The organism is Chitinophaga sp. 180180018-3 (assembly GCF_037893185.1).
Taxonomy (GTDB): domain Bacteria; phylum Bacteroidota; class Bacteroidia; order Chitinophagales; family Chitinophagaceae; genus Chitinophaga.
This window is the reverse complement of sequence record NZ_CP140772.1, coordinates 774,793-801,009: the sequence shown is the minus strand read 5'-3', so window position 1 is coordinate 801,009 and position 26,217 is coordinate 774,793. Positions and strand designations below refer to the sequence as shown.

Below are 26,217 nucleotides of genomic sequence, written 5' to 3'. Positions count from 1 at the left end.
GCTTATCGCTGACAGCTGACCTTTAAACGAAGAAAATATATGGAAGTTTTACGTATAGCCACTTCCGGTAGTGTGGATGATGGTAAAAGTACCTTGATCGGCCGTTTACTATATGACACCAATTCAATTCCGCAGGATAAAATGGAAGCACTCCATTCGGCCAGCAAACGTAAAGGACTTGATTTCACGGATCTGTCGCTGCTCACCGATGGGCTGGTAGCTGAACGCGAACAAGGGATCACCATTGATGTGGCACACATCTACTTCTCCACTCCTACCCGCAAATATATTATCGCTGATACACCGGGGCATATCGAATATACCCGTAACATGGTGACCGGCGCTTCCAATGCGCAGGTATCACTCATCCTGATCGATGCGCGCAAAGGAATTGTAGAGCAAACCCATCGTCACTTCTTTATCGCCAACCTCCTGCGTATTCCTTACCTGGCAGTGTGCGTGAATAAGATGGACCTGGTGGAATACAATGAAGCGCGGTTCAATCAGATAGTGGAAGACTTCCAGCAGGTATTGAACAACGCCGGCTTCAAGGGGCAGGAAGTGAAATTTATTCCGATATCTTCCCTGTATGGGGAAAACGTGGCTACACGCACCGGCACTATCAGCTGGTATGAAGGTCCGACCTTACTGGAATACCTGGAGCAGATTTCTTTTGATCATGAAGATAACAATCATCCTTCCCGTTTCCCTATCCAGAGCGTGATTCGTCCGAGAACCACTGAGTTCCACGATTTCCGCGGATTTGCGGGCAAAGTGGCCAGCGGCCATTTCAGTGTAGGCGACGAAGTGATTTCATTGCCTTCCAACCAGAAAAGCCGTATAAAAACCATCGAACAATTCGAAAAGCAACTAACGGTAGCGCATGCACGTGAAAGTGTGGTGATCACACTGGAAGATGAAATAGACAGCAGCAGAGGTAATATGCTGGTAAAAACCACAGAAGTACCTGCACAGCTGAAAGAAATAAGCGCCAGCGTATGCTGGATGGATCAACAAAAACTCACTGCCGGTAAAACCTATTTACTGCAGCACGGCGTAAACCGGGTGAAAGCCAAAGTACAACAGATCAACTACATCACAGATGTAACGAATCATGTACAGCTTACTGATAAAACAGAAATGGGATTAAATGATATAGGAAGAATTACATTGAAAACAGCTGCACCTGTATTTGCAGATCCTTATCAAAGTAACCCTGCCAACGGCGCATTTATTCTCATCGACGAGTTTAACAATACAACCGTAGCGGTTGGCTTCATAGAGTAGAATTAGAAATTACTAAATAAAAGGGGAGATAGTAAACACGAAGATTGACTTCGCTACTATCTCCCCCTTTATTTTGTAATTCCTAATTACATTATATGTTCTTCAACATGTCCGTTGTCATCGTTGTCAGATCATATTCAGGCTTCCAGTTCCAGTCGTGGCGCGCCTGTTGATCATCTATACTATCCGGCCAGCCATCTGCAATCTGCTGGCGATAATCCGGTTCATACGACATTACAAAATCCGGTATATGCTTTTTGATCTCTGCGCCGATCTCTTTTGGAGAGAAGCTCATAGCGGAAAGGTTATAGGCCGAACGAACGCTGATGCGGGAAGCATCTGCTTCCATCAGCTCTATGGTAGCTCTGATGGCATCGGGCATATACATCATAGGCAGATAGGTATCCTCAGAGAGGAAGCTGGTATATTGCTTATGCTCCTTAGCTTCATGGAATATTTCTACTGCATAATCGGTAGTACCGCCACCTGGCGCTGATTTATAGCTGATCAGGCCCGGATATCTGAGGCTGCGTACATCCACCCCGAAGCGGTGATTGTAGTATTCGCACCAGCGTTCACCGGCGAATTTACTGATGCCATAGATGGTGGTAGGTTCGATAATGGTATGCTGTGGCGTTGAACTGGCGGGGGAATCTGGTCCGAATACGGCGATAGAGCTGGGCCAGTATACCTTATCGAGGTGCTCTTCTTTCGCAATGTCCAGCACATTCAGCAGGCTTTGCATATTGATATGCCAGGCCAGCAGCGGATTCTTTTCACCGGTAGCCGATAAAATAGCCGCCAGCAGGTAGATCTGGGTTATATTATGACGGATCACCAGCACGTGCAACATCTCCTTATTCATTACATCCAGCGATACATATGGCCCGGTACCCTTCAGTAACTCATGTTCTTCCCGCAGGTCGGATGCCACTACGTTCGCATCCCCGTACATCTTCCTCAGGGCCAGGGTCAGTTCCACACCGATTTGTCCACAGGCGCCAATAACCAGAATCTTATCTCTCTTCATATAATAAAAATAAAATTATAAGCTGTTCAAATTGACCGTAATATTAATGGGTTCCCCTCTATTTCCGCTCATCCGGGTTCAGTGGATGACAATGTTATAACAATTAAAACTGCTTCGGGTCTTGTGTCTGGTTTTTGAATTACAATATTATGACAATTAGGCAAATTGCCCCCACGTAGCAAGGCCCTTTGCGGCGGATTGCCTATCTTTGCAGCTTCAATTCAATGACCCAATTTATTCAAGATATGAAGCATTTGAAATCTCTGTTTAAAGAACAATACAACCCGGAGAACTTTTTCCTGATCGCTGGCCCTTGTGTGGTAGAAGATGAGGATCTGCTGATGACGGTGGCGGAAAAGGTGACTAAGATCTGTAAAAGGCTGGCCATCCCTTACATCTTCAAAGCCTCCTACCGGAAAGCCAATCGTACCAGTGTGCATTCCTTTACAGGCATCGGGGATGTAGAAGGACTGGACCTGTTGCAAAAAATAGGGCAGACCTTCAACGTTCCGGTTACTTCCGATATCCATTCTGCAGCGGAAGCGGCCATGGCAGCAGCCTATGTGGACGTGTTACAAATTCCGGCCTTCCTTTGCCGTCAAACTGATATCCTGCTGGCAGCTGCAGAAACCGGAAAAGTAGTGAATGTGAAAAAGGGACAGTTCCTGAGTGGGGAAGCCATGAAATTTGCGGTGGAAAAGATCAAGGGTACCGGCAATGAACATATTATGCTTACTGAAAGAGGTACCACTTTCGGTTACCAGGATCTGGTAGTGGATTATCGCAATATTCCCATCATGAAGCACCTGGGCCAGCCTGTAGTAATGGATTGTACGCATTCCCTGCAGCAGCCGAACCAAACGAGTGGTGTTACAGGCGGTAATCCGCAAATGATCAGCACTATCGCCAAAGCGGCTATTGCTACCGGCGCCGATGGTTTGTTTATAGAAACTCATCCTGATCCTTCCAAAGCCAAATCCGACGGTGCTAATATGCTTCGCCTTGAGTTGCTGGAGGAACTACTCGAAAAACTGGTCGAAATCAGGAAAGTAGTGAAGTAAGCATTTTTTTCTGTAAATTCATTTTACACAAAAAACTCTGCTCACTATGATTAACATCCATGATTTAAAATCAGGTGATACCGTTATCACCAACTACGGAGGAACGGAAAGAGAAGGAAAAATTCTGCAGGTAGATCATGAGGATAAAAAAGTGTTGGTGGCTACTGGTGACAATGAACTCTGGTACGACCTGGACAATCTTGTACCCATCCATCTGACGGAAGACACGCTGTTGAAGCTGCAATTCCACAAAGATGAAGCAGCATCTTCAGCTGCAGGGGGTACATTGTATGTGAGAGGCCCATTTTCGGTGCGTTGGTTTGAAAACGGCCACAACCCGTTATTGCAGCTTCATTATCGCGATGAAACCCGTAGTCTGACTGAGCCTATCACCCTGAATGAGCTCCAAAACCACTACCATGGTATGACCAATTTTCATCTTGAATAAAAGCCGCCGACCATAAAGCAGATGGTGGCTACTAAAGAACGAGAAGTTAATGGCGGCTGGCTACTGGTAGTCAGCTGCCTTTTTTTATAGATATCTCAGTGGGTTTCGCCTTGCGTTCAGGATATAATGCTTCATGTTAACCCAGAAAGCAAGTATCATATAGACGATGAGTGGGGATCCCATAGTCAGAAAGGTAGCATAGATGAAGAAGATGCGTATACGTGACGTGGCTATGCCTAACTTATCTCCAATAGCAGCACATACACCGAACGCCTTCCATTCCACAAAATCTTTTATCCGGTTCATATTCCAAATGTATCAAATTCCACCCGGAAAAACAAGTAAAAATCCTTGTAAATGGCCGCCTGTAGTCACTGCCGAATGGCTGCAGTACCTGCATTCAGGATGGCAGACAGCCGGTTTTATGCCAGTTCGATGGCTGCGTTTAAAAAACTGTTAAAGTACAGGAAGTTTAGCCGGGCATCCTTTTATCTTTGGTATTTAATTTAAAAACTTGTTGTTTTTAGTTAATTTTGCGAGCAATTTTTAACCGCTCTTAAATTATTTTTTTCCCATGGTGTTTGATATTGACATGATTAAAAGAGTGTATGCGGCACTCCCGGGTAAAGTGGAAGCAACCCGTAAAATGTTAGGTCGCCCGCTGACACTTGCTGAGAAGATTTTGTACGCTCACCTGTTTGCACCGACTACCACGCCCTTTGAAAGAGGCAATTCCTATGTTGAATTTGCTCCGGATCGCGTAGCTATGCAGGATGCAACTGCCCAGATGGCTTTGCTCCAGTTTATGACCTGTGGCCGTGATAAAGTAGCGGTTCCGTCGACAGTTCACTGCGATCACCTGATCCAGGCTAAAGTAGGCGCAGTGCAGGATCTGGCGACTGCTATTGACACCAACAAAGAAGTTTACGATTTCCTTTCTTCTATTTCTGATAAATATGGTATTGGCTTCTGGAAACCCGGTGCTGGTATCATCCACCAGGTAGTACTGGAAAACTATGCGTTTCCGGGCGGAATGCTGATCGGTACCGACTCCCATACTCCCAATGCCGGCGGTTTAGGCATGGTAGCTATCGGTGTGGGCGGCGCCGATGCAGTAGACGTAATGGCTGGCTTACCCTGGGAATTGAAAATGCCGAAACTGATCGGTGTGAAACTGACCGGTAAGATGAGCGGATGGACTTCTGCTAAAGATATCATCCTGAAAGTAGCTGGTATCCTCACTGTAAAAGGTGGTACAGGCGCTATCGTGGAATACTTTGGTGAAGGTGCCGACAGCTTCAGCGCTACCGGTAAAGCCACTATCTGTAACATGGGTGCAGAGATCGGTGCTACCTGCTCCATCTTTGCATACGACACCAAGATGGCCGACTACCTGAAAGTTACCGGCAGAACCGATGTGGCTAACCTGGCTGATGGCGTGAGAGAACACCTCCGTCCGGATGCTGAAGTATATGCAGATCCTGCCAAATACTACGATCAACTGATCGAAATTAACCTCGACGAGTTGGAACCATACGTGAATGGTCCGTTTACACCGGATCTGGCATGGCCTATCTCCAAATTTGCGCAGGCAGTAAAAGAAAACAACTGGCCTGAGAAACTGGAAGTAGCCCTGATCGGTTCCTGCACCAACTCTTCCTATGAAGATATTTCCCGCTCTGCGTCCCTGGCCCAGCAGGCTATCGACAAGCAGCTGGATATGAAATCTGAATATACTATCACTCCGGGTTCTGAACTGGTTCGCTACACCATCGAAAGAGATGGCCTGTTGAATACCTTTAATCAGGTAGGCGGTGTGGTACTGGCTAACGCCTGTGGTCCATGTATTGGTCAGTGGGCCCGTCATATCGACGATCCGAACCGTAAGAACTCTATCATCACTTCCTTCAACCGTAACTTCGCGAAAAGGAACGATGGTAACGCTTCTACCCACGCTTTCGTAGCTTCTCCTGAAATTGTTACAGCGCTTGCTATTGCCGGTGACCTCACCTTCAATCCGCTGAAAGACAAACTGAAAAACAAGAACGGAGAGGAAGTAATGCTGGATGAGCCGGTAGGTTTTGAGCTTCCTGTAAAGGGTTTTGCTGTGGAAGATGCCGGATACCAGGCTCCTGCTGAAGATGGTAGCGGTGTACAGGTGATCGTGTCTCCGACATCCGATCGCCTGCAGCTGCTGGCACCATTTGCAGCATGGGAAGGTACAGATCTGAAAGGACTGAAGCTGCTTATCAAAGCGAAAGGCAAATGTACTACTGACCACATTTCTATGGCTGGTCCATGGCTGAAATACCGTGGCCACCTGGATAATATCTCCAATAACATGCTGATCGGTGCGGTGAACGCATTTAACGATAAAACTGATACCGTTAAAAACGAATTAACCGGCCAATACGGTCCTGTTCCTGCCACCATGCGCGCTTACAAAGCTGCCGGTTTCGGTGCGGTTGTAGTGGGTGATGAAAACTATGGTGAAGGATCCAGCCGTGAGCACGCTGCCATGGAGCCCCGTCACCTCGGCGTTCGTGCCATCCTGGTGAAATCTTTCGCCCGTATCCACGAAACCAACCTGAAAAAGCAGGGTATGCTGGGTCTGACTTTCGCTAACAAGGAAGACTATGATAAGATCCAGGAAGATGATACTATCGATATCCTGGGCCTCACTACCTTTGCTCCCGGTAAACAACTGACTGTTGCCCTGCATCATAAAGACGGCAGCTCAGACCAGTTCCCTGTAAACCACACTTATAACGAACAACAGATCGAGTGGTTTAAGGCAGGTGGTGCGCTGAACGTGATCCGTGCAGAAGCAGCCAAAGCTAAAGCTTAATAATACACACCTGTATAACGAAAGAGGTATCGCTTATAAACGGTACCTCTTTTTATTTTTCCACATTTAACCATACAACAACCCTGGTTTGTAGCCCGGTAGCTGTTTTATTTTTAACTTGAAACCCGAAAATACGGCGTATGTCAGCACAGGATTTACCCATCATCTGGTCTTCTCTCCACCAGGCGTATACTACCGATGTTAATCTGATCAATCCGGCCTGGATGGCACTGGAAGAGGCGTACAACAGCAAGGAACGTCATTACCATAATCTCCGGCATATTGCCAGCCTTATTTCCCTGCAACAGGAATATGCGGACAATATCACGGATAACGACATCGTACTTTTTTCCATCTTTTTTCATGACCTGGTGTACAACGTTCCCGGGTCTGATAACGAAGCCCAAAGCGCAGCAGCAGCGGTTACCCATCTGCATGCTATCGGTTATCCGGCTGAACGGGCCAGGCTGGTGGAAACATTCATCAATGCCACCCTGACGCATGTCAATGAGTTACAGCATCCAGACCTGGACTATTTCCTGGATTTCGATCTGCAGATCCTCGGGGCATCGCCGGAGGCATATCAGGCCTATACGAAGCAGATCCGGCATGAATTCAGCCTGTATCCCGACCTGGTTTACCGGCCCGGACGGAAAAAGGTACTGCAACACTTCCTGGACATGCCTGCCATTTTCCGGACCCAGGCCTTCCTGGAGCGTTATGAGCAGCAGGCCCGGGAAAACCTGATCACTGAATTAAACACCTTATAAACAGATAAAAGATATGAATCGAATTGTTGTTTTTTGTGGCTCCAGCAGCGGATCTGATCCAATTTATGTGCAACAGGCTACCGGGCTGGGTGCAGCGCTTGCCCAACGTAATCTGACGCTGGTGTATGGAGGCGCCCATGTTGGCCTGATGGGTGCAGTTGCCGACGGCGCGCTGCAGGCAGGAGGAAAGGTCATCGGCGTGCTGCCTCATTTTCTGCAAAAGAAGGAGCTCGCGCACCATGGGCTGACGGAACTGATCCTTGTGGATACTATGCACGAGCGCAAAACTAAAATGAATGAACTGAGTGATGGCGTGGTCGCACTGCCGGGTGGGTTTGGTACGATGGAAGAGCTCTTCGAAATGCTTACCTGGGGCCAGTTGGGACTGCACAGGAAACCTATCGGGCTCCTGAATACAAACGGCTTCTACGATTCCCTGATCGCATTGGCGCAAAACATGACTGACAAAGGTTTTCTTTCTGAAGAAAATAAAAATATGTTACTGTGCAGCGATAATATCACGGACCTGCTGGCGCAAATGGAAAGTTACCAGCCGCCTGTTAAATCCAAATGGATTACACCTGCGCAGAGTTAAATAGTATGCCTGGAATGCCATACCGGCTTTTTCAATGCAAACCTCCTTACCACACTTACCCGCAGGTTGCCGGTACCAAACGTCTGGTAAGTATGGGGGATCGACATGCCGCTGCGGGTGTTCATTCCTACGTAATGCACGCCTGCAAAATACCTGCTGGAGTTATATCCCAGCGAAGCCCTGATGGTACTGCTGAATGTTAATCCCACCCGACGGGTAATATCTCCGTTTTCCATGAACAGGCTGGTCACGTTCCCTCCCAGTCCCCCGGTCAGTGACAGGGAAAGAAAGAAGTGTTGCTTCAGTACAAACGTATAAGCGTAACCGATATTAGCCGCCAGGGAAGATATGCCTGTTTTGTAATAATGCTGATCGTGCAGGAACAGCGTGTCGGCCATATTGTACGGGATCAGTGAAGAGTCGCCTTTGATTCTGCCGAGGAACATTTCGCCGCCAACAATCAGTGAACCGGCGCTTTTCTTCTGGTATTCGTTCTGCAGGTTAGGTGCCCTGTAGGAAAACCTTTTATCGTTGAAAATATACTGCACATTCAGTCCGAAATCGATGTTCCGGAGGTCCGGCCGCTGTGGATAAGGATTTTGAGCAGCGTACTCCTTGCCAAACACCCCGGCAGGATTGGCGATGTAATAACCTTTGTAATACTGACCGTAAAAATCAACCACTATTTTACGCAGATACACATGCGATTGCAGATCGATGTATTTGGTTTTACCGTATTTATCATTTTTCTGATTAATCATCGGCAGATTAAAACCGATATTCAGGCCTATAAACCGGTAATTCGCGCCAAATCCAATATTAAAAGGAGTATTAGGCCGATACAGGATATGCGTATTTTGCTTCCTGTCGGTAATGTCGTACCGGGTGAATTTACGGGAGCCATACAGCCGGGCGGTAATATCTTCCGTATGTTCATCAATATAATTGGTATCATTCTCCGTCTTCAACCACTTCAGGAACCGGCCCTGAGCCAGCCCTTGTATTGTTACTCCACTCAGGATACACAGCCAAACTAATATTCGCAGGTTCATAATCGTTGCAGGTTATAAGCTCCCGGGATGGTTACGGCAGCTCAATTACTTCCAGTTGCTGAATGTTGCCACTTTCCAGCTGAAAGCGCAACAGCGTTTTAACTTTATGCCATCCCTGTTGCCCGCAGGCTCCCGGGTTCATGTGTAATAGCTGCAATGCCGGATCCGGCATTACTTTGAGAATATGCGAGTGACCGCAAATAAAGAGTTTAGGGCGGTACTGCTTCAGTTGCTCTTTCACCCCGGGTGCGTACCTGCCCGGATACCCGCCAATATGCGTCATCATTACCTCCACCCCTTCGAGGTTGAAACGGAGCGTTTCCGGATAACGGATACGGATATCCGCTCCATCGATGTTTCCGTAAACTGCCCTGAAGGGTTTGAATGCCTCTATTTTATCGGCCAGCTCCCTGTTTCCGATATCTCCCGCGTGCCAGACCTCATCCACTTCCTCAAAATACCTGAAAACCTGTGGATGCAGATAGCTATGGGTATCTGACATTAATCCTATCTTTTTCACCCGAAAATTATATTAGAATTTTACAGTTACTGTGTTTAACAATCGTCATGGTATCCGCCAATGGCAGGGTAAAATGTTGTGTCTCCACCCAAACAGGCCTTTAGTTTCGTAACATTCCTGCGAATTTCCTGAAATTCTGCTGCATTCACAAGGGCGTTCCTTCTTTTCTTTGCCAGCATCTGTTTTTTATATACTTTGCCGCCGGTTAATGATGGAAAACATCATTTGCATATTGTTTGTGATCCTCCCCATTGATCCATTTTCTTCTTTTTAATATTAACCATAGATGATGGAACCAGTTTTTCAGACGAAAAAATTTTCGGAAATCAAACACCTGTTGCCGGAAGATTCATGGGCAATACAAAGAGATAAATACAAGCCGGGAGAAATTAATGACGATATCGTCGCTTTTTATGAGGGCAATACAGCCACGGGTAATCTCCGGCTCGACTTCATCAACACCCATATCCGGCTTAGCGATGAAACTCACCGGGATAATATTTTCATGATACTGATCACAGGAAATCTGAAAGCGCAGCATATCATGAACGATGAAACTGATGGCGCTATTGGTCTTACTGTGCTGGGTGACCTCGAAGCCGATAACATCATGGCTGGTGGGCAGGAAATCTACGTTGCCGGTAATCTCCTTGTTCATGGCCTCTTTTGGGGCGATTACAATCACGGTGATTTAAAAGTCCGGGGCCATATTACAATAAAGGTATTCCTGGCTACTGATCAATATCATTTCGACTACCAGCGTTTTTTTAACAAGGAAAGAACAGATATACCTTTCCTCATCGTTGATGAGGAGTATGACGATTATCCAAGGGAAGTGCTTGCCAGCATATTTGACGACGCTTGTTTATTGAATGAAGCAGAAACAGACGGAGAAATATACAGTTTCAAAGACTGGCTGAGCACCATGGAGATATCGAAGCGGCTTGAAGAAGGTGCTCCCCTACTGAAAGATGAAGCGGCGCCCATTGCCGGGGAGCAGATCCCTTTTATTTTTGAGAGCGAATACCTGACTGATAATAACATGGAACGATTCCGGACTTCCCCGCTCTTCGCACTGTTCGGAAGTTCGCCGGAAGAAGCGAAGCAGCTTAAGTTCTGGCGTGGTTCGCGGTATACCAGGGTAATGGTAACACAGCAGCAGGCATTTTCCACCAATGTATATTTCCAACATCTTGAGGAGTATGCGGCGATGATCTTTTATTTCGATTATCAATCCAAACGCCATCGCTCTATAGTCTGCAAATCCCTTACCGGTGAGGATAAGGAATGGCATACACTTGATGTACAGCAAACACCGGAATATTACAAGACATTGATAGAGGAAGGCTGGATCAGTCTTCAGCAAGAGTTTTCTGCGATGGAATACTATCAGCAGCAGTTCCGGGAAAAGATCACGGTTGAAAAAGTAACTGCTATGTTGTCGCTCCCGCTCGTAAAAGAAAAATACAGCGACTATTACGACGACGATAGCGATCCGCTATACATCGGCTCTCTGATGTGCAGTTTCAGGCAACCGGAAGATGGCAGGGCCGGCAGAGTTACCATCATTAAAAGCTATCCTTATAAGGAAGAAGAGGAACAATATGATTTCTACCATTTTGATATAAAACCCGCTGCGGATGGTGGCCAGATGGTCAGGTTAAGGGCACAGGACGAAGATGGCTATGAGAGTGAAACATATAATGTTTCCGTCACCAATACTGAGAAATTCAAAAATGCGCTGGAGTATTTCGGGATGCTGGAAAGGAAAATAGAGAAGATAATTTCTTAATTTACCATCACTATGTCGAAACAAACCACTCAGCAGACAACAGCCTGTTTACTCATTTGTTGTCCGGACCGGCCTGGAATTGTAGCCGGCGTATCCCAATTCCTATACCGGCTGGGCGCTAATATATTGGATGCCAGCCAGCACAGTACTGATCCCAGGGAAGGTTTATTCTTCATGCGTATGGAATTCCAGCTCGATCATCTTAACAAATCCGCTCTGGAAGCCGACTTTCAGCGGGAAGTAGCACAACCGCTGAAGATGGAATGGAAAATTGAGTACGGGGATCAGCGTAAACGTATGGCGATTCTGGTATCTGCCTATGATCATTGTTTACTGGAACTGTTATGGAGATGGAAAAGCGGGGAATTGCCTGTAGACATTCCATTGGTGATATCCAACCACCCGCTGCTGGAAAAGGAATGTACCGCTATGGATATACCATTCCATTATCTGCCTGTGACCAGCGGCACCAAGGAGCAGCAGGAACGCGCCGCTATTGACTTATTGGAAGAACATGCCATAGATTTCACCGTGCTGGCGCGTTACATGCAAATTCTCTCCCCTCAGTTTGTAGGACGTTATCCGCAACGTATCATCAACATACACCACTCATTCCTGCCGGCTTTTGCGGGTGCACGCCCTTATCTGAATGCCTATACAAGAGGCGTAAAACTGATAGGAGCCACCGCGCATTACGTTACCAATGAACTAGATGAAGGCCCTATCATCGAACAGGATGTAACCAGGGTCAGCCATCGTCATACGGTAGAAGACCTGGTAATGCTGGGCCGCGACATAGAGCGCCAGGTGCTTACCCGTGCAGTGAAAGCGCATGTGGAGAACAGGGTCATTTTGCATGGGAATAAGACGATTGTGTTTTAGAGAGAATTATGAATTATGAAATAACGGGGAGATAGTAGCGAAGTGGATCTTCGCGTTTACTATCTCCCCGTTATTTCGTAATTCGTAATTCTTATCTCGCTATAAATCTCGCCAGCTTCTTTCCTGCTACCGCATACGATTCCATTATGCGCATACCGGTATCGAAATCGAAGCCCATCATACGTCCGGGGGCGTTGTCGATGGATACTTTTGCGATGGTTTTATTGTGGTCTGCTGTTTCTACGATCTGAACTTCCGCATCGATGTAGGAGTTCTTACGGGCAACGCCCACGTTGAAGCCGGGCTCAATGTAGGTGGTGTGGAAGATGAGGGTGTATTTGGCGTTGGGATATTTGCCCACCTTCATATCACCGTTGTCGTTGAAGAGCTCATCGAATTTTGGCTCGTAACGATCAGTCCGGTCTGCTTTCCAGGCTTTGGCCCAGGTATCGCCTTTACCGGCTTCTTTGTTGTTGTATTCGGCCGTTTTCTTGCGGATGTAGTCTTCTTCGCTATCTTTTCCCACCGTCAGGTGATCGTAGGTAAATTCAGCATTGATTTCCTTCTGATCTTTCAATGGCGACAAATCGCCTTCTACAAGTTTGATTTTTTGAGCAACAGCAGGCATACTGCATAGCGTTAGCAACAAGGCTGTTGCCATTTTGGGGATTATCTGCATAACATAACAATTTGAAGCAAATGTATCAAAATTATCCTGATAAGGCGATTCCCAGGGAATTTTATTTTAACTTTAAGTACCATGTTGCAAACGGCTTTATACCACTATCTCCGAAAGGAGTGCGACACTGTTGCGGATGCTTATGATAGGCTACAGCAATCGCCTGCAGATGCAGATGCCGTTCATGTGTTGCGCGTAGGTGTTAAAAAACTCCGGGCATTTTTTTCGCTGGCTCAACAACTTCCCGGCTACGCTTTCGGTGCAGGAAAGCATCTGCATGAAGTTCGATTGATACAGGGTATCAGCGGAGCTTCCAGAGATGCTTATCTCCAGGAAAAACGGCTACAGCAGTATGAGAAAAAAGTGGACTGGCGCTTTTCCGCAGCGCATCTGTTATTACACAGCAGAAGGGATACCGCGAAAGACATGCTGGAGATAACATTAAAACACTGCTCACTTAAAAAGTTAGGAAACCTACCTGAAAAATTCAGGAAAGCCATTGAAGACATTGATCCTGATGCTGCCACAACTGCATTATCGGATTACCTTCAACAACAACATCAGCACATACAGTTACCCGCCAGTAAAGCCCACCATACTGTATGGCATGGGGTACGAAAAGAAGTAAAAAGCCTGTATTACCAGGTTTCCATGTTAGATCAACTGCTGCCGGCCGTATATACCGATCATCTTGCAGATCATGCCAGGAAAGCCGGAGAGTTGCTGGGCCAGTGGCACGACACCAGCGAGTTGTTGCTGTTTGTGAGGAATACCGCCACGCAGGTAAGAAAAGCCAAAATGTCTCTGCCTGTCAATGTAAAACAGATGATATCGCTTTTACAGAAGGACATGAAAGAAGAGCTGGCGCTTTGTGCAGACCAGGTCAGAAAGCTGCAGAACATTTTTCTTTAATACAGCAGCAATCATTCGGCATATGCCATCACCGTTTCAAAAACCAATGCAGCCCCCAGTTTGGCAGTGCGATTGTCTATATCCAGCGAAGGGTTGAGCTCTGCCACATCCACACCGGCCACCTTTCCACTTTGCAGTATTTTACGGTAGCATTGCAGAAAGAGGCCTGATGGCACAATGCCGTTAAATGCCGTGGCACTTACACCGGGAGCGTAAGCAGCCGCAAATACATCGAGGCAGGTAGTCAGATAAATCTGATCAGCCTGGCTGAGGAAATGCTGTACAGCCGCAAACAGCGTGTCTTTGTCGTGCAGATGAAAGGCATCGGCGCTTACATAGGTAGCCCCTTCTTCGCCGGCGATGTTAAAGAGCTGCCGGGTGTTCCCATTTTGCTGGATACCTAATGCCAGGTAATGAAATGGCTGCCCTGATTGCTTGCAATCCTGCGCCAGTTGCCAGAAGCCGGTGCCTGAGCTGGGACCTTCTTCTCCGGGTATGCGTATATCGAAATGCGCATCGAAATTCACAAAGCCCGTACGTGCCTGTGGTGCAAATTCACGGATACCACGGGCATGCCCATACGTAATTTCGTGTCCACCGCCCAGGAGTAATGGCAGGTAACCTGCTGCCAGTATAACTTTCACTGCTTCGCTGAGTTGTTGCTGTGCGTTTTCGAGCTGACCGTTCATGCAAACGATATCGCCTGCATCCAGCAACAGCAGCTGTTCTTCAAAATGAACAGGAAAACCGGCCATTGCTTTACGCAAGGCGGCTGGTCCGGCTGCCGCTCCGGTTCTGCCTTTATTACGGCGCACTCCTTCATCGGAAGCAAATCCGAGCAGCACAATTCCTTTTTGCCCGGGATGCAGTGCAGGCAGTGGGCCTTGCAACAAATCGGTTAGCATCACTACCTGGTGCCATCGGAGCAAATCCGGCTCAGTGCCATCTGTACGGCCACCCCATGCCTGTTTATCTGCCTGACGGTAATATTCCTTTGTAATCATGTTCAGCATACTGGTTCTCCTTTTTTCCAGACCATAACAGGTTTCATTTTCCCCTGATAGTAGAGTATATCCCTGTAATCGGCGGTAGGATAGGCTTGCATGTCGGCTGCATATCCTAGTGTGAGCCTGCCGGTACCTTTCAGTTGCAGCGCTGGTGCAGCCCTGATTGTCAACGCAGCCAGCACTTCCGCGGTGGATAACTTCTCTGCAGCACTCATTACTGCTGCCTGCATCAGCAGGTCACCCATAGGTGCCGATCCCGGGTTCCAGTCGCTCGCTATGGCAACGCAAGCCCCCGCATTCAGTAACTTCCGCGCCGGGGCGTATTGCATGCCCAGGCCCAGGGAGGCTCCTGGCAAAACTACGGCAACGGTAGCAGATTCCGCCAGTAAGGCGATCTCCTTATCAGAACTGGCTTCCAGATGATCCGCGGAAACAGCGCCTGTTTTCACGGCCACTTCTGCCCCACCGGCAGTAAACTGATCGGCATGCACCGTAGCTGCAAAACCCTGTCTCATGGCTGCTTCCAGGAACCTGGTAGCTGCCGGGACAGAGAAAGCTGTTTCCTCAATGAAAATATCCACCCGGTTGCCGAGCTGCTCTTCCTGCAATGCAGGTAACAGCGTATCTAAGATCCATTGCAGGTAAGCCTCTTCTGTACCGGTATAGTCGCGCGGTTTCATATGCGCTGCCAGACAGGTAGGTATCAGTGAAGCCCTGGTATGCAAACCTGCTTGTTGAATAGCCCGCAGCATTTTCAATTCATCTTCCAGATTAAGCCCGTAACCACTTTTCACCTCTATGGTGGTAACTCCTTCCAACAGATGACGGTTAGCCCGCGCAACCGTATTTTCTGTAAGCGTTACCAGGTCGGCTTCGCGTGTTTTAGTAACAGAGTCCCATATCCCGCCACCGGCACGCGCTATTTCCAGGTATGTTTTGCCCGCAATGCGCATAGCATAATCCCGGTTGCGGGTACCTCCATAGCAGATATGTGTATGACAATCGATAAACCCCGGCAGCAGCACCAGTGGCGTATCCTGGAAAGCGATCTCACAATCGGGATACTGCTGCAGCAAAGTGCGGTAATCGCCCATCGACACAATTTCCCCGTTCTCCACTACAACGCCCGCCTTCTCTATCACAGTAAGCTGCTCATCATGCAGGGCGCCCTTCAGGGGCAGATCTGTCATCGGCAATATTTGTGCAAAAGGACCATGTAAAGTTTTCATAATGCGGTTGAATAGAAGTTGAGAAAAGGTGTTAGTTTTTAGTCTTTGGCCTTGGGTTATCCGCTTCGGTCACTAAAGGCCAAAGACTAAAAGCTAAAGATTAGATGCTTATATCAAACTTCCGGCCCCATTCCTGCGCTTTTTCGTAGCCGGCATCGGCATGACGGAAAATGCCCAGGGCAGGATCGTTGAAGAGAACGCGGCTAAGGCATGCAGCAGCGCGATCAGTACCATCGGCCAGTACTACCATACCGGCATGTTGCGAGTAACCCATGCCCACTCCGCCGCCGTGATGAAATGATACCCAGGTAGCGCCGCCACCGGTGTTAGCCATCAGGTTAAGGAGGGTCCAGTCGCTCACCGCATCGGAGCCATCTTTCATGGCTTCAGTTTCCCGGTTCGGAGATGCCACGGAACCACAATCCAGGTGATCGCGGCCAATCACAATTGGTGCTTTCACTTTTCCGGTTCTTACCAGCTCGTTGAAAATAAGTCCGGCTTTCTCGCGCTCGCCCAGTCCCAGCCAGCAAATACGTGCTGGTAAGCCCTGGAATGCCACTCTTTCCTGTGCCTGCTTCAGCCAGTTAATCAAATGGGTGTTTTCCGGGAATGCTTCCATCAGCGCACGATCTGTCGTATAAATATCTTCCGGGTCGCCAGAAAGAGCTACCCAACGGAATGGGCCTTTCCCTTCGCAGAAAAGCGGGCGTATATAAGCAGGAGTGAATCCGGGGAAATTGAAGGCATTGGCCTCTCCGCCCTGTTTGGCGAATTCACGGAGATTATTGCCATAGTCGAAAGTAACGGCGCCTTTCTGCTGCATCTGCAACATAAAGCCAACATGGCGGGCCATACTTTTGAGAGACAGCTCCCGGTATTGCTCCGGATTGTTCCTGCGCAAATCCAGGGCAGCAGCAAGGGTCAGGCCATTGGGCACATAACCATTCAGCGGATCATGGGCAGAGGTCTGATCGGTCAGGATATCGGGGATGATGTTGTCTTGCAACATTCTTTCCAACATATCACCAGCATCACTCACCAGGCCGATAGACAGGGCCTGCCCTTTAGCCTGCGCTTCTTGTGCCCATTGTATGGCTTCTTCATAAGAATGTGTCATACGGTCGATGTACCGGGTATCCAGTCGTTTCTGAATACGTGACGGATCTACATCTGCGCCGATGAACACGGCGCCGGACATAGTGGCGGCCAGTGGCTGGGCTCCGCCCATACCGCCGATACCGGCTGTCACCAGCAGTTTCCCTGCGAGGTTACCATTGAAATGCTGACGGCCGCATTCCATAAAGGTTTCATAGGTTCCCTGCAGGATGCCCTGTGTACCGATATAGATCCAGCTGCCGGCAGTCATCTGTCCGAACATCATCAGACCTTTTGAACGCAGTTCATTGAAATGCTCCCAGGTAGCCCATTTCGGCACGAGGTTGCTGTTGGCCAGCATCACGCGGGGAGCCTGTGGATGCGTACGTACGATACCTACCGGTTTTCCTGATTGTACCAACAGAGAATGTTCTTCATCCAGTGTCAGCAATATTTCAATAATCTTCTGCAATGCTTCGCGGTTGCGGGCTGCCTGTCCGATGCCACCATATACCACCAGCTCTTCCGGGTTCTCTGCGACGGCAGCATCAAGATTGTTGAGCAACATGCGCAGGGGCGCTTCTGTTTGCCATGATCTGGCGTGCAGCTGTGATCCATGAGGTGCTTTATAGTGCGGGTGAGCTGCAAATGTTTTAATAAAGTCCAAACTGGTCATTGTAAATTCCGTTTAAGTTAAGTTGATGTTGAGCGGCTGCTTCGTTGGCAACACGCACGAGTGATTGATCGGTGATGATTTTATGCAGGGCGGCAATGTCGTTCGAAAAGATGCGGTCCTTATCTGCAAAGGCCACCTGCTTCCGGGTATACTGATGTACCGCTTCGAGTACAGGACCTGATTTCAGCGGTCGTCTGAAATCCACTGCCTGCGCAGCATACAGCAGTTCGATAGCGAGAATATATTCCAGGTTGCCGATCACCTGGTTCAGTTTGCGGCCGCTGATAGATCCCATGGAAACGTGATCTTCCTGTCCGAGTGAAGTGGGCACACTATCCGCGCTGGCGGGGAAACACAGTGTTTTATTCTCCGTTACCAGGGCGGCGGTAGTATATTGAGGTATCATGAAACCAGAATTCAGTCCGGCGTCCTGTATAAGTAATTTAGGCAGTCCATATCTTCCTTCAATCATCATATAACAGCGTCTGTCGGATATGTTACCCAGTTCGGCAGCGGCTACTGTGGCGTAATCCAGGGGCAGGGCCATGGGCTGGCCGTGGAAATTACCACCGCTGATGGTATCTTCCGAACTAAAAATAACAGGGTTATCAGTTACTGCATTCAGTTCAATGGTGGTAAGCTCCTGCAGGTGCTGCCAGGCTGTACGACTGGCGCCATGTACCTGTGGCATACAACGCAGGGAGTAGGGATCCTGCACACGGCCGCAATCTACATGCGATGCCATGATTTCGGAATCGTCCAGCATCGTCTTCAACCGGTGTGCTACCAGCTGATTGCCGGGGAAAGGCCGGATCACGTGCAGGCGCGGATCGAAAGGTTTGGAAGTACCCATCAGTCCTTCGAGCGATAGCGCTCCGATAACATCTGCCGCTTCCAGCGCGTTGTGTAATCGTTGTACTGCTTTCACCGCAAAAGCGAGGATGAACTGTGTACCATTGATCAGCGCCAGGCCTTCTTTGGGGCCCAGCACCACCGGTTGTATACTTTCCTGCTGCATCATGGAAGCGGTATCCGTTACCTGTCCTTTGTACCATACCTTGCCCAGCCCTATCAGCGGCAGGAACAGGTGCGATAAAGGAGCGAGGTCGCCCGAAGCGCCAACAGAGCCTTTTTCAGGTACCAGTGGCGTAACGCGGTGATCGATATGCCAGATAATCCGCTCCAGCGTGGCTAATGCGGCTCCGGAATAACCCTGGGCAAGCGCATGCACTTTGGTGATGAGCATGATGCGGGCAATTTCTTCCGGTATACTCTCTCCTACTCCTACACTATGGCTCTGCAGGATATTATACTGCAATGCGCGGGTATCTGCTTCTGAGATCTTGGTATCGCAAAGTGGTCCAAACCCTGTATTGACGCCATAAACAGTAGTATGATGCGATACGATGGCCTGTACATATCCGGCGCTTGTTTGCACGCGGGTAACGACGTCGGGCACGAGTACGCCCTTTACCCTGCCGGCAGCAATATTGATGGCGGTGGCTACCGTGAGCTGGTCGATACCGTACTTAAAAATATCACTCATGATTTAGCTTTTAGCTACTAGCGGCTAGTAGTTTTGGTGTATGATTTATAATTGTCGTTTGATCCTTTCTGACAGCGGCTGTTGTTCTACAGACTGTTCAATCTGGGCGATGGCAGTCAGTATCTGCTGGCTTTGTTTATTCTCATCTACCAGCTGTTCCATAGCTGTTGTAATAGCTTTCCATACCGGCTGCACCTGTTGCAGCAGTTCTTCTCCTTTTTTGGAAAATGTTACCAGCTGACGGCGTCCGTCTTCTTTACAGGGAGCTGTTTTCAGCAATCCTTTCTTTTTCAGGTTCGTTACCATCTGGCTTACGGCCGAATGCGAGATCTCCAGTTGCCCGGCGATATCGATCATGGGCATGGACTCGTGTTTCGATAACAGGTAAAATACCGGAAACCAGCTGGCGTCGAAAGTGATGCCTGCCTGCTCGTATACCTTGTTTACTTCCATCAGGAAATATTCACTGAGTCTGCGCAGGCGGGTGCCGAAGATGAGATAGCCGAGTGATGGATAGAACATAGAAAGAATGAAGAATTAGGATGGAAGAATTAAGAATTATAGCGCCGTGGCGGTTGTTCTTGTTCAGTCTGATATTATCATTTATGCTAATTATATAAGCACTTATACAATATTACGAAAGAAAACTGAAATACGTGCAGACCAGGCAAAATTATCTTTGCGGCTGCGTATTAATTTTTAGTTATTTTTTCCTGATATCAAACCAAAGTGGAGAGGTATCAGTTACTTCACCGTTATAGTTAATAAAGAGTTCTTCTCCTTTCTTAATATCCCGGATGGTAATGATGCTCATGGTATCGGCGTCGAAATCCATCTCATACACACAATTGGGAGCATAATCGTGGTTATAGATGGAGCAATAGCCCAGTGCCAGGCAGGACCGGGTTTCTCTAGCGCCCCAGAGAAAGATATAGTTATGGAGTTTGGTTTTGTCAACGACCTCAGTGTCATCGTAGGAAAGCACCAGTACAGGCGATATTTCAATCATAGTTCCAGCCGGAATCTTTTCCCTGGTGAATACTCCCCTGCCTCTTCCTTTCGACTTATCAATATACAAGTACGACTTAATCATAGCGCTAATTCAAAATAAAACAAGACGTAAAGTAAAGTTAAACCGAGAAGTTATCAAAATCATGCGTAAAAAATTTAGGTTTGCGGCCCGGAAAATATTTTTTTTGCCTTTCATCAAGCAACAGGTATGATCAATTATAACCCGAAAGACTGGTTTACGTTCATTTTCCGTATCCATAAGGCAGATACGGTAAGAAAGCTATTTCCGATGTTTATAGCCCTCTCCATCTATTCAGCGATAGTGGCCTGGTTGGAGCTGGAGGTATGGAAGCTGTCGGAGAAGAGTGAGATCAGTAAGATATCCCTGATGCATGGCCTGCTGGGCTTTGTAATATCCCTGTTGCTGGTATTTCGTACCAACACGGCGTACGACCGTTGGTGGGAAGGCCGGCGGCAATGGGGCGCCCTGGTGAATTGCAGCCGTAACCTGGCCATCAAGCTGCAGGCCATATTGCCGGCAGCAGATAGTGCCAGCCGGGATTTTTTCAAAACGATGATCCCCAATTTTGCGTTTGGTCTGAAAAGTCATCTGCGTAAGACTTTCCTGCCTGAGGAGATGGCGCATTTGCCGGGGCATCATGATCTGCAGGTAGATCCGGCCCGGCATGTACCGAACCAGGTAGCCGCCCTGCTAACCGGCAGAATTATGGAGTTGTACAGGAATGGCCAGATCAGTGGCGACCAGCTGATTGTTCTCAATACCGAATTACAATCGTTAACGGATGTGTGCGGGGCCTGCGAGCGTATCCGCAATACTCCCATCCCTTTCTCCTACAGTGTATTTATTAAAAAATTTATATTCTTTTATGTGATGTCCATGCCATTTGGATATGTGTTCAGTCTGGGTTATCTTATCATCCCGATGATCGTATTCATATTCTTTGTGCTGGCAAGTTTGGAGCTGATTGCAGAGGAAATAGAGGATCCGTTCGGCCATGATGCCAACGACCTTCCCCTCGACAATATCTGCAGCAATATCCGCCTGCATGTATCAGAATTATTATAACCGCTGTTCCGGCAGCATGGCTATTTTAACTTAATTTCGCAGACAGAGTCAAATTGTACATGGAAAACGAAGCTTTACTGGAAAAATTCCAGACACTGACAGATGAAAGAAATTACCGTGAACTGTCGGTTTATCTGGACGACCAGCTGATTACCGACATCGCGGAGTTGATACACGAAGACCCTGAACAGACAGGTATGATCTTCAATAACCTGTCGATCAGCAGAGCGGCGGCGGCTTTCCGTATCCTGGACTTTCCTTTGCAGGAAGATGTGATCCGCAACCTGTCGGCTGCGAAGATCGCTGAGCTGATGAACGAGCTCCCTGCAGATGACCGTACGGCCTTCCTGGAAGAGCTTCCCAGCGAAGCCGTTAAGGAGCTGATCAAGTTGCTTGATCCGGAAGAAAGGCGCATTACCCTTTCCCTGCTTGGCTATAAAGAGAACAGCGTTGGCCGTATCATGACTCCCGACTATATCGCAGTGCGGGAAGAGTGGACGGTAAGGGAAGTACTCAATTATATCCGGGAACATGGAAAGGACAGTGAAACCATTGACGTGATCTATGTGATTGACGAAAAAGGACATTTGCTCGACGACTTCCGTATCCGTGAATTCCTGCTGGTATCGCCGGATACAGTGGTGCATACCCTGATGGATGACCGCTTTGTATCGCTCCATGCCAACGACGATCAGGAAGAAGCCATACAGGTGTTCCGGATGGAAAACAGGGTGGCGCTTCCGGTTGTAGACGATCAGGGCGTATTGCTTGGCATTGTGACCATCGACGATATGTTGTGGATCGCCAATGAAGAACATACGGAAGATATCCAGAAAATAGGTGGTACCGAAGCCCTCGATGAGCCTTACCTTGATATGCCGCTCCTCAAACTGGTAAAGAAAAGGGTAGGCTGGCTTGTTGTTTTATTTATCGGGGAAATGTTGACAGCAACTGCGATGGGATTTTTTGAAGATGAAATTGCCAAAGCGGTTGTGCTGGCGCTCTTTGTACCATTGATCATATCCAGCGGGGGAAACAGCGGTTCCCAGGCTTCCACCCTGATCATCCAGGCCATGGCCCTCGGAGAAATCACAGTAACTGACTGGTGGAGAGTAATGCGCCGGGAAATCCTTTCAGGGCTGCTCCTCGGCAGTGTGCTGGGCTCCATCGGGTTCATACGTATTCTCCTGTGGAACACCCTGTTCCATACCTACGGCGAACATACCGTACTGATTGGCTCTACAGTGGGTGTTTCCCTCATCGGCGTGGTACTATGGGGTACCCTCTCCGGTTCTATGCTGCCGCTTGTCCTGAAAAAATGCGGTGCTGACCCTGCTACCTCCTCTGCCCCCTTTGTAGCCACCCTCGTAGACGTAACCGGCTTGCTCATTTACTTTACGGTGGCGTATACGTTCATGAAAGGAATACTGCTTTAAGAATTAAGAATAGGGAATGTGGAATGAAGAATGAAAGCGGAGATAGTAAACGCGAATATCAAATTCGCTACTATCTCCGCTTTCATTCTTCATTCCACATTCCCTATTCTTAATTCCTTCAACTCCGTTCCTGCGCTTGTTTTCCGCACAATAAACAGCATATTCCCGATACTGTCTTTTGCAGTTTTTACGCTGCCGAGTAAATCATCATTCGTCATTCGTATTTCAGCACGGAGGCTATGTAGTATGGGAAGAATGGTATATCGGTGTGCTACCACGAATATTCGTTTGCCCCAGTCTTCCCGGCGTGACAGCTGGTAAATAAAGGATTCTCCAACAGTATCGGCCTGGTAAATGCAGGTATCGAGATGACGATAGATCCGGAAGCTGTCGGCCGTTTCAATGGAACGGATATACGGAGTAGTGTAAATTTTGCTGATACCGGAGTCTTTCAGGAGGCGGTAAAGGGCCCCGGCCCGCTTATGCCCTTCAGGTGTGAGGGAAGAATCTTCCCCGGGATAGCTTTCGCCATGGCAGGCTATATAGAAGGTACCGGTCAGAAACGTGGTATCTTCCGCTACCGGTGTAGTAGGCCGGGCAGATCGCCTTTGCTTGCAGGCAGCGAATACCAGGAGGGAAAATAATATTGGCAGTATACGCATAAAGCGGGTTTAGTGAAATGATGACCGCAGTACGTCCATCCAAAAGTTACGGCAATTTATGATTAAACCGTTACATTTATTTCCCAACAAAATAATGAACCACTATGAGAAAATGGGTACTCCCCGTTATGATAATTATCTCCGCGATCCGTGTAAGTGCCCAGCAGGGCGGATCGCTGACGGTAGAAAAGATCATGCGCGACCCCAAATGGATAGGAACTTCTCCTGATAATGTATTCTGGGGTACTGATAACCAAACCGTCTACTTCAGTTGGAATCCGGATAAACAGCTGTCTGATTCCCTGTACTTCATCCAGGTAAAAAATACCTCTCCGGGGAAAACTGCTGCGGCAGACCGTGCACTGATCAGCGCCAGAGCCAATGGTACGTACAATACCGACAGATCCCTGCTGACGTATAGCTATCAGGGTGATGTGTATATACTGGAGATAAAAACCGGGAAAACCATCCGGGTTACCAATACTGCTACAGCAGCTGTGCAGCCTGTATTCAGCTTTAACGGCAGGCAGGTGGTGTTTCGTCAACATAACGACCTTTATGCCTGGGACAGGGCCTCCGGCCTTATCAGCCAGCTGACAGCCTTCACAGACGGCGCTCAGCCTGCAGAAAAGAAAGACAACCAGGATGGTAATGCGGAAGAGAAATACCTGAAAAATCAGCAACTGGAGCTGCTGGATATTATCCGCGACAAAAAAAACCGTAAAGATGCCGCCACGGCCTTCAATAAGGCCTATGCCCCGAAAAAGCTCCGCCCTCTTTATCTACAGGGAAAACAACTCCGCGAGCTGCAGATCAGCCCGGATGGCCGCTTTGTTACTTATACCCTCTTTACCACGCCAACGGATACACGTAATACTGTTGTTCCGGAATTTGTTACGGCTGCCGGATATACTACCGATATCGTTTCGAGAGATAAAGTGGGCGCGCCACAGGGCAGCTATGAAAGCTTTGTCTACGACCGCCAACAGGATACCCTGCTACGCATAAAAACGACAGACCTGCCTGGTATAAAAGACCTCCCTGACTACGTCAAAGATTATACGAAAAAAGATACACCGCATATCAGAGATGTGATAGTGAACGGTCCGTACTGGACAGACCAGGGCACACGTGCCATCGTGGATATCCGGTCGCTCGATAACAAAGACCGCTGGATCGCGCTCCTGGATGCGGCTACCGGTACCCTCAAACCCCTGAACCGGCAACGCGATGAAGCCTGGGTAGCCGGCCCCGGCATAGGCTGGACAGAAGGCGGTGGCAACCTCGGCTGGATTGATGAAAACACCTGCTGGTTCCAATCGGAAGCCAGTGGCTATTCCCACTTATACACCGCACATGCCGATAATGGCAACGTTCAGCAGCTTACCAGCGGCAACTATGAAGTGCAAACAGCCCAGCTATCGCCCGACAAGCAGCATTTCTACATCACTACCAACGAAGTACATCCCGGAGAAAAGCAATTTTATCGTATAGGCGTTAAAGGTGGCAAGGCCGAAAGGATCACCACTATGGAAGGCGCCAATGATGTGAGCGTATCTCCCGATGGCAAGTGGATCGCATTCCGGTATTCTTATTCCAATAAACCCTGGGAGCTGTACCTGCAGCCCAATACGCCGGGAGCCAAAGCGGTTCAGGTAACAAGCCAGGCGCAATCGGACGAGTTCAGGGCATATCCCTGGCGTGATCCCAGGGTGATCACTTTCCAGGCCCGGGACCAGCAGCCGGTATATGCCCGTCTCTATACACCAGATCCTGCAAAAAATAACGGGGCAGCGGTTATCTTTGTGCACGGCGCCGGCTACCTGCAGAATGCACATAAATGGTGGAGCAGCTATTTCCGGGAGTATATGTTCCACAATCTTCTCACCGATAAAGGCTTTACCGTTATGGATATCGATTACCGTGGCAGCGCAGGCTATGGCCGTAACTGGCGTACAGGCATCTATCGCTACATGGGAGGCAAAGATCTGGACGATGAAGTGGACGCTGCAAGATATCTGGCAGAAAAATTGCAGGTGGACGCCGGACGTATCGGAATTTACGGTGGCAGCTACGGTGGCTTTATGACACTGATGGCGATGTTCACCAAACCAGGCGTGTTTGCATCGGGAGCTGCATTGCGCTCTGTGACTGACTGGGCGCATTATAATCATGGTTATACGAGCAATATACTGAACGAACCTTTTACAGACAGTATCGCTTACCGCCGGTCGTCGCCCATCTGGTTTGCAGACGGATTGAAAGGACATCTCCTGATGTGCCATGGCATGGTGGATACCAACGTACATTTCCAGGATATAGTAAGACTGTCGCAACGACTGATAGAATTAGGAAAGAATAACTGGGAGCTGGCAGTATATCCTGTAGAAGATCATGGATTTACTACCCCCGGTAGCTGGACGGATGAATATAAAAGAATACTTTTGCTGTTTGAGCGGACGCTCCTGAAGAAATAAGCATGATTTTAAATTTTTTTATTTAGTAGATCTAAATAAAAAAGTATCAAAAGGGAACACGGTGAATGATGTGGGTAAATGTTAAGGAATCTTAACCTTTTACCAAAATCCTTCC

General features: G+C 48.2%; 24 protein-coding genes. 12 read left to right on the top strand and 12 right to left on the bottom strand.

All coding sequences use genetic code 11. From position 1 onward, the window contains the following. Positions 1–39 precede the first annotated feature (39 nt). Positions 40–1,287 (top strand): GTP-binding protein, encoded by a 1,248-nt coding sequence (locus tag UNH61_RS03275; protein ID WP_326990682.1) that lies wholly within the window; start codon positions 40–42, stop codon positions 1,285–1,287. Between the two features lie 91 nt (positions 1,288–1,378). Here the strand turns inward: UNH61_RS03275 and UNH61_RS03270 are convergent, their stop codons facing one another. Continuing rightward, complete coding sequence (locus UNH61_RS03270; protein WP_326990681.1) at positions 1,379–2,317, bottom strand: NAD-dependent epimerase/dehydratase family protein; 939 nt, start codon at positions 2,315–2,317, stop codon at positions 1,379–1,381. Between the two features lie 245 nt (positions 2,318–2,562). Here UNH61_RS03270 and kdsA point away from each other — a divergent pair, with 245 nt between their 5' ends. Next, entirely contained in the window at positions 2,563–3,378 is an 816-nt protein-coding gene (kdsA, locus tag UNH61_RS03265; protein ID WP_326990680.1) for a 3-deoxy-8-phosphooctulonate synthase, read from the top strand. Between the two features lie 46 nt (positions 3,379–3,424). Continuing rightward, positions 3,425–3,826, top strand: coding sequence for a hypothetical protein (locus UNH61_RS03260; RefSeq protein ID WP_326990679.1), 402 nt, complete (start codon positions 3,425–3,427; stop codon positions 3,824–3,826). An 84-nt stretch (positions 3,827–3,910) separates the two neighbouring features. Here the strand turns inward: UNH61_RS03260 and UNH61_RS03255 are convergent, their stop codons facing one another. Then, entirely contained in the window at positions 3,911–4,132 is a 222-nt protein-coding gene (locus UNH61_RS03255; protein ID WP_326990678.1) for a PspC domain-containing protein, read from the bottom strand. A gap of 268 nt (positions 4,133–4,400) precedes the next feature. Here UNH61_RS03255 and UNH61_RS03250 point away from each other — a divergent pair, with 268 nt between their 5' ends. The 3 genes from UNH61_RS03250 (at position 4,401) to UNH61_RS03240 (ending at position 8,039) form a co-directional block, all read left to right on the top strand. Beyond that, complete coding sequence (locus UNH61_RS03250) at positions 4,401–6,674, top strand: aconitate hydratase (RefSeq protein ID WP_326990677.1); 2,274 nt, start codon at positions 4,401–4,403, stop codon at positions 6,672–6,674. Between the two features lie 140 nt (positions 6,675–6,814). Further along, positions 6,815–7,444 carry a hypothetical protein gene (locus tag UNH61_RS03245; protein WP_326990676.1) on the top strand — a complete coding sequence of 210 codons (630 nt, stop codon included), beginning with the start codon at positions 6,815–6,817 and terminating at the stop codon, positions 7,442–7,444. Positions 7,445–7,457: 13 nt separating this feature from the next. Beyond that, positions 7,458–8,039, top strand: coding sequence for a TIGR00730 family Rossman fold protein (locus UNH61_RS03240; protein ID WP_326990675.1), 582 nt, complete (start codon positions 7,458–7,460; stop codon positions 8,037–8,039). Here UNH61_RS03240 and UNH61_RS03235 read toward each other — a convergent pair. Together UNH61_RS03235 and UNH61_RS03230 are read right to left on the bottom strand one after the other, a co-directional pair. Beyond that, a complete protein-coding gene (locus UNH61_RS03235; protein WP_326990674.1) occupies positions 8,036–9,091 on the bottom strand; it encodes a DUF4421 domain-containing protein in 1,056 nt (351 codons plus the stop codon). The genes UNH61_RS03240 and UNH61_RS03235 overlap by 4 nt on opposite strands. A 31-nt stretch (positions 9,092–9,122) precedes the next feature. Continuing rightward, on the bottom strand, positions 9,123–9,593 hold the full coding sequence (locus UNH61_RS03230) for a metallophosphoesterase family protein (protein WP_326990673.1): 471 nt from the start codon (positions 9,591–9,593) through the stop codon (positions 9,123–9,125). Positions 9,594–9,900: 307 nt separating this feature from the next. On the opposite strand from UNH61_RS03230, the gene UNH61_RS03225 reads away from it, so the two are divergent. Together UNH61_RS03225 and purU are read left to right on the top strand one after the other, a co-directional pair. Continuing rightward, positions 9,901–11,403 (top strand): hypothetical protein, encoded by a 1,503-nt coding sequence (locus UNH61_RS03225; protein ID WP_326990672.1) that lies wholly within the window; start codon positions 9,901–9,903, stop codon positions 11,401–11,403. 12 nt (positions 11,404–11,415) lie between these two features. After that, positions 11,416–12,285, top strand: coding sequence for a formyltetrahydrofolate deformylase (gene purU, locus UNH61_RS03220; RefSeq protein WP_326990671.1), 870 nt, complete (start codon positions 11,416–11,418; stop codon positions 12,283–12,285). A gap of 91 nt (positions 12,286–12,376) precedes the next feature. Here the strand turns inward: purU and UNH61_RS03215 are convergent, their stop codons facing one another. Continuing rightward, positions 12,377–12,964 (bottom strand): hypothetical protein, encoded by a 588-nt coding sequence (locus tag UNH61_RS03215; protein ID WP_326990670.1) that lies wholly within the window; start codon positions 12,962–12,964, stop codon positions 12,377–12,379. 81 nt (positions 12,965–13,045) lie between these two features. On the opposite strand from UNH61_RS03215, the gene UNH61_RS03210 reads away from it, so the two are divergent. Next, positions 13,046–13,876, top strand: a complete 831-nt coding sequence (locus UNH61_RS03210) for a CHAD domain-containing protein (RefSeq protein ID WP_326990669.1) — start codon at positions 13,046–13,048, stop codon at positions 13,874–13,876. A gap of 11 nt (positions 13,877–13,887) precedes the next feature. On the opposite strand, the gene hutG is transcribed toward UNH61_RS03210, so the two are convergent. The 6 genes from hutG to UNH61_RS03180 form a co-directional block, all read right to left on the bottom strand. Continuing rightward, positions 13,888–14,889, bottom strand: coding sequence for a formimidoylglutamase (gene hutG / locus UNH61_RS03205; protein ID WP_326990668.1), 1,002 nt, complete (start codon positions 14,887–14,889; stop codon positions 13,888–13,890). Then, positions 14,883–16,112 (bottom strand): imidazolonepropionase, encoded by a 1,230-nt coding sequence (hutI, locus tag UNH61_RS03200; RefSeq protein ID WP_326990667.1) that lies wholly within the window; start codon positions 16,110–16,112, stop codon positions 14,883–14,885. The genes hutG and hutI overlap by 7 nt, the downstream gene beginning before the upstream one ends. A gap of 100 nt (positions 16,113–16,212) precedes the next feature. Continuing rightward, on the bottom strand, positions 16,213–17,883 hold the full coding sequence (gene hutU, locus UNH61_RS03195; protein WP_326990666.1) for a urocanate hydratase: 1,671 nt from the start codon (positions 17,881–17,883) through the stop codon (positions 16,213–16,215). After that, the gene (hutH, locus tag UNH61_RS03190; protein ID WP_326990665.1) at positions 17,861–19,429 is read right to left on the bottom strand and encodes a histidine ammonia-lyase; all 1,569 of its coding nucleotides are present in this window, start codon (positions 19,427–19,429) and stop codon (positions 17,861–17,863) included. Before hutH ends, hutU begins: the two co-directional genes overlap by 23 nt. A gap of 45 nt (positions 19,430–19,474) precedes the next feature. Further along, positions 19,475–19,951, bottom strand: a complete 477-nt coding sequence (locus tag UNH61_RS03185) for a MarR family transcriptional regulator (protein WP_326990664.1) — start codon at positions 19,949–19,951, stop codon at positions 19,475–19,477. Positions 19,952–20,132: 181 nt separating this feature from the next. Then, positions 20,133–20,522, bottom strand: a complete 390-nt coding sequence (locus UNH61_RS03180) for an SET domain-containing protein (RefSeq protein WP_326990663.1) — start codon at positions 20,520–20,522, stop codon at positions 20,133–20,135. A 126-nt stretch (positions 20,523–20,648) separates the two neighbouring features. On the opposite strand from UNH61_RS03180, the gene UNH61_RS03175 reads away from it, so the two are divergent. Beyond that, positions 20,649–21,527, top strand: a complete 879-nt coding sequence (locus UNH61_RS03175; protein WP_326990662.1) for a bestrophin family ion channel — start codon at positions 20,649–20,651, stop codon at positions 21,525–21,527. 59 nt (positions 21,528–21,586) lie between these two features. Continuing rightward, positions 21,587–22,963: a magnesium transporter gene (gene mgtE, locus UNH61_RS03170; RefSeq protein ID WP_326990661.1), complete on the top strand. Its 1,377-nt coding sequence runs from the start codon at positions 21,587–21,589 to the stop codon at positions 22,961–22,963. An 89-nt stretch (positions 22,964–23,052) separates the two neighbouring features. On the opposite strand, the gene UNH61_RS03165 is transcribed toward mgtE, so the two are convergent. Continuing rightward, positions 23,053–23,625: a histidine phosphatase family protein gene (locus UNH61_RS03165; RefSeq protein ID WP_326990660.1), complete on the bottom strand. Its 573-nt coding sequence runs from the start codon at positions 23,623–23,625 to the stop codon at positions 23,053–23,055. Between the two features lie 104 nt (positions 23,626–23,729). Here UNH61_RS03165 and UNH61_RS03160 point away from each other — a divergent pair, with 104 nt between their 5' ends. Continuing rightward, a complete protein-coding gene (locus tag UNH61_RS03160) occupies positions 23,730–26,102 on the top strand; it encodes a prolyl oligopeptidase family serine peptidase (protein WP_326990659.1) in 2,373 nt (790 codons plus the stop codon). The last annotated feature ends 115 nt before the right edge of the window (positions 26,103–26,217 follow it).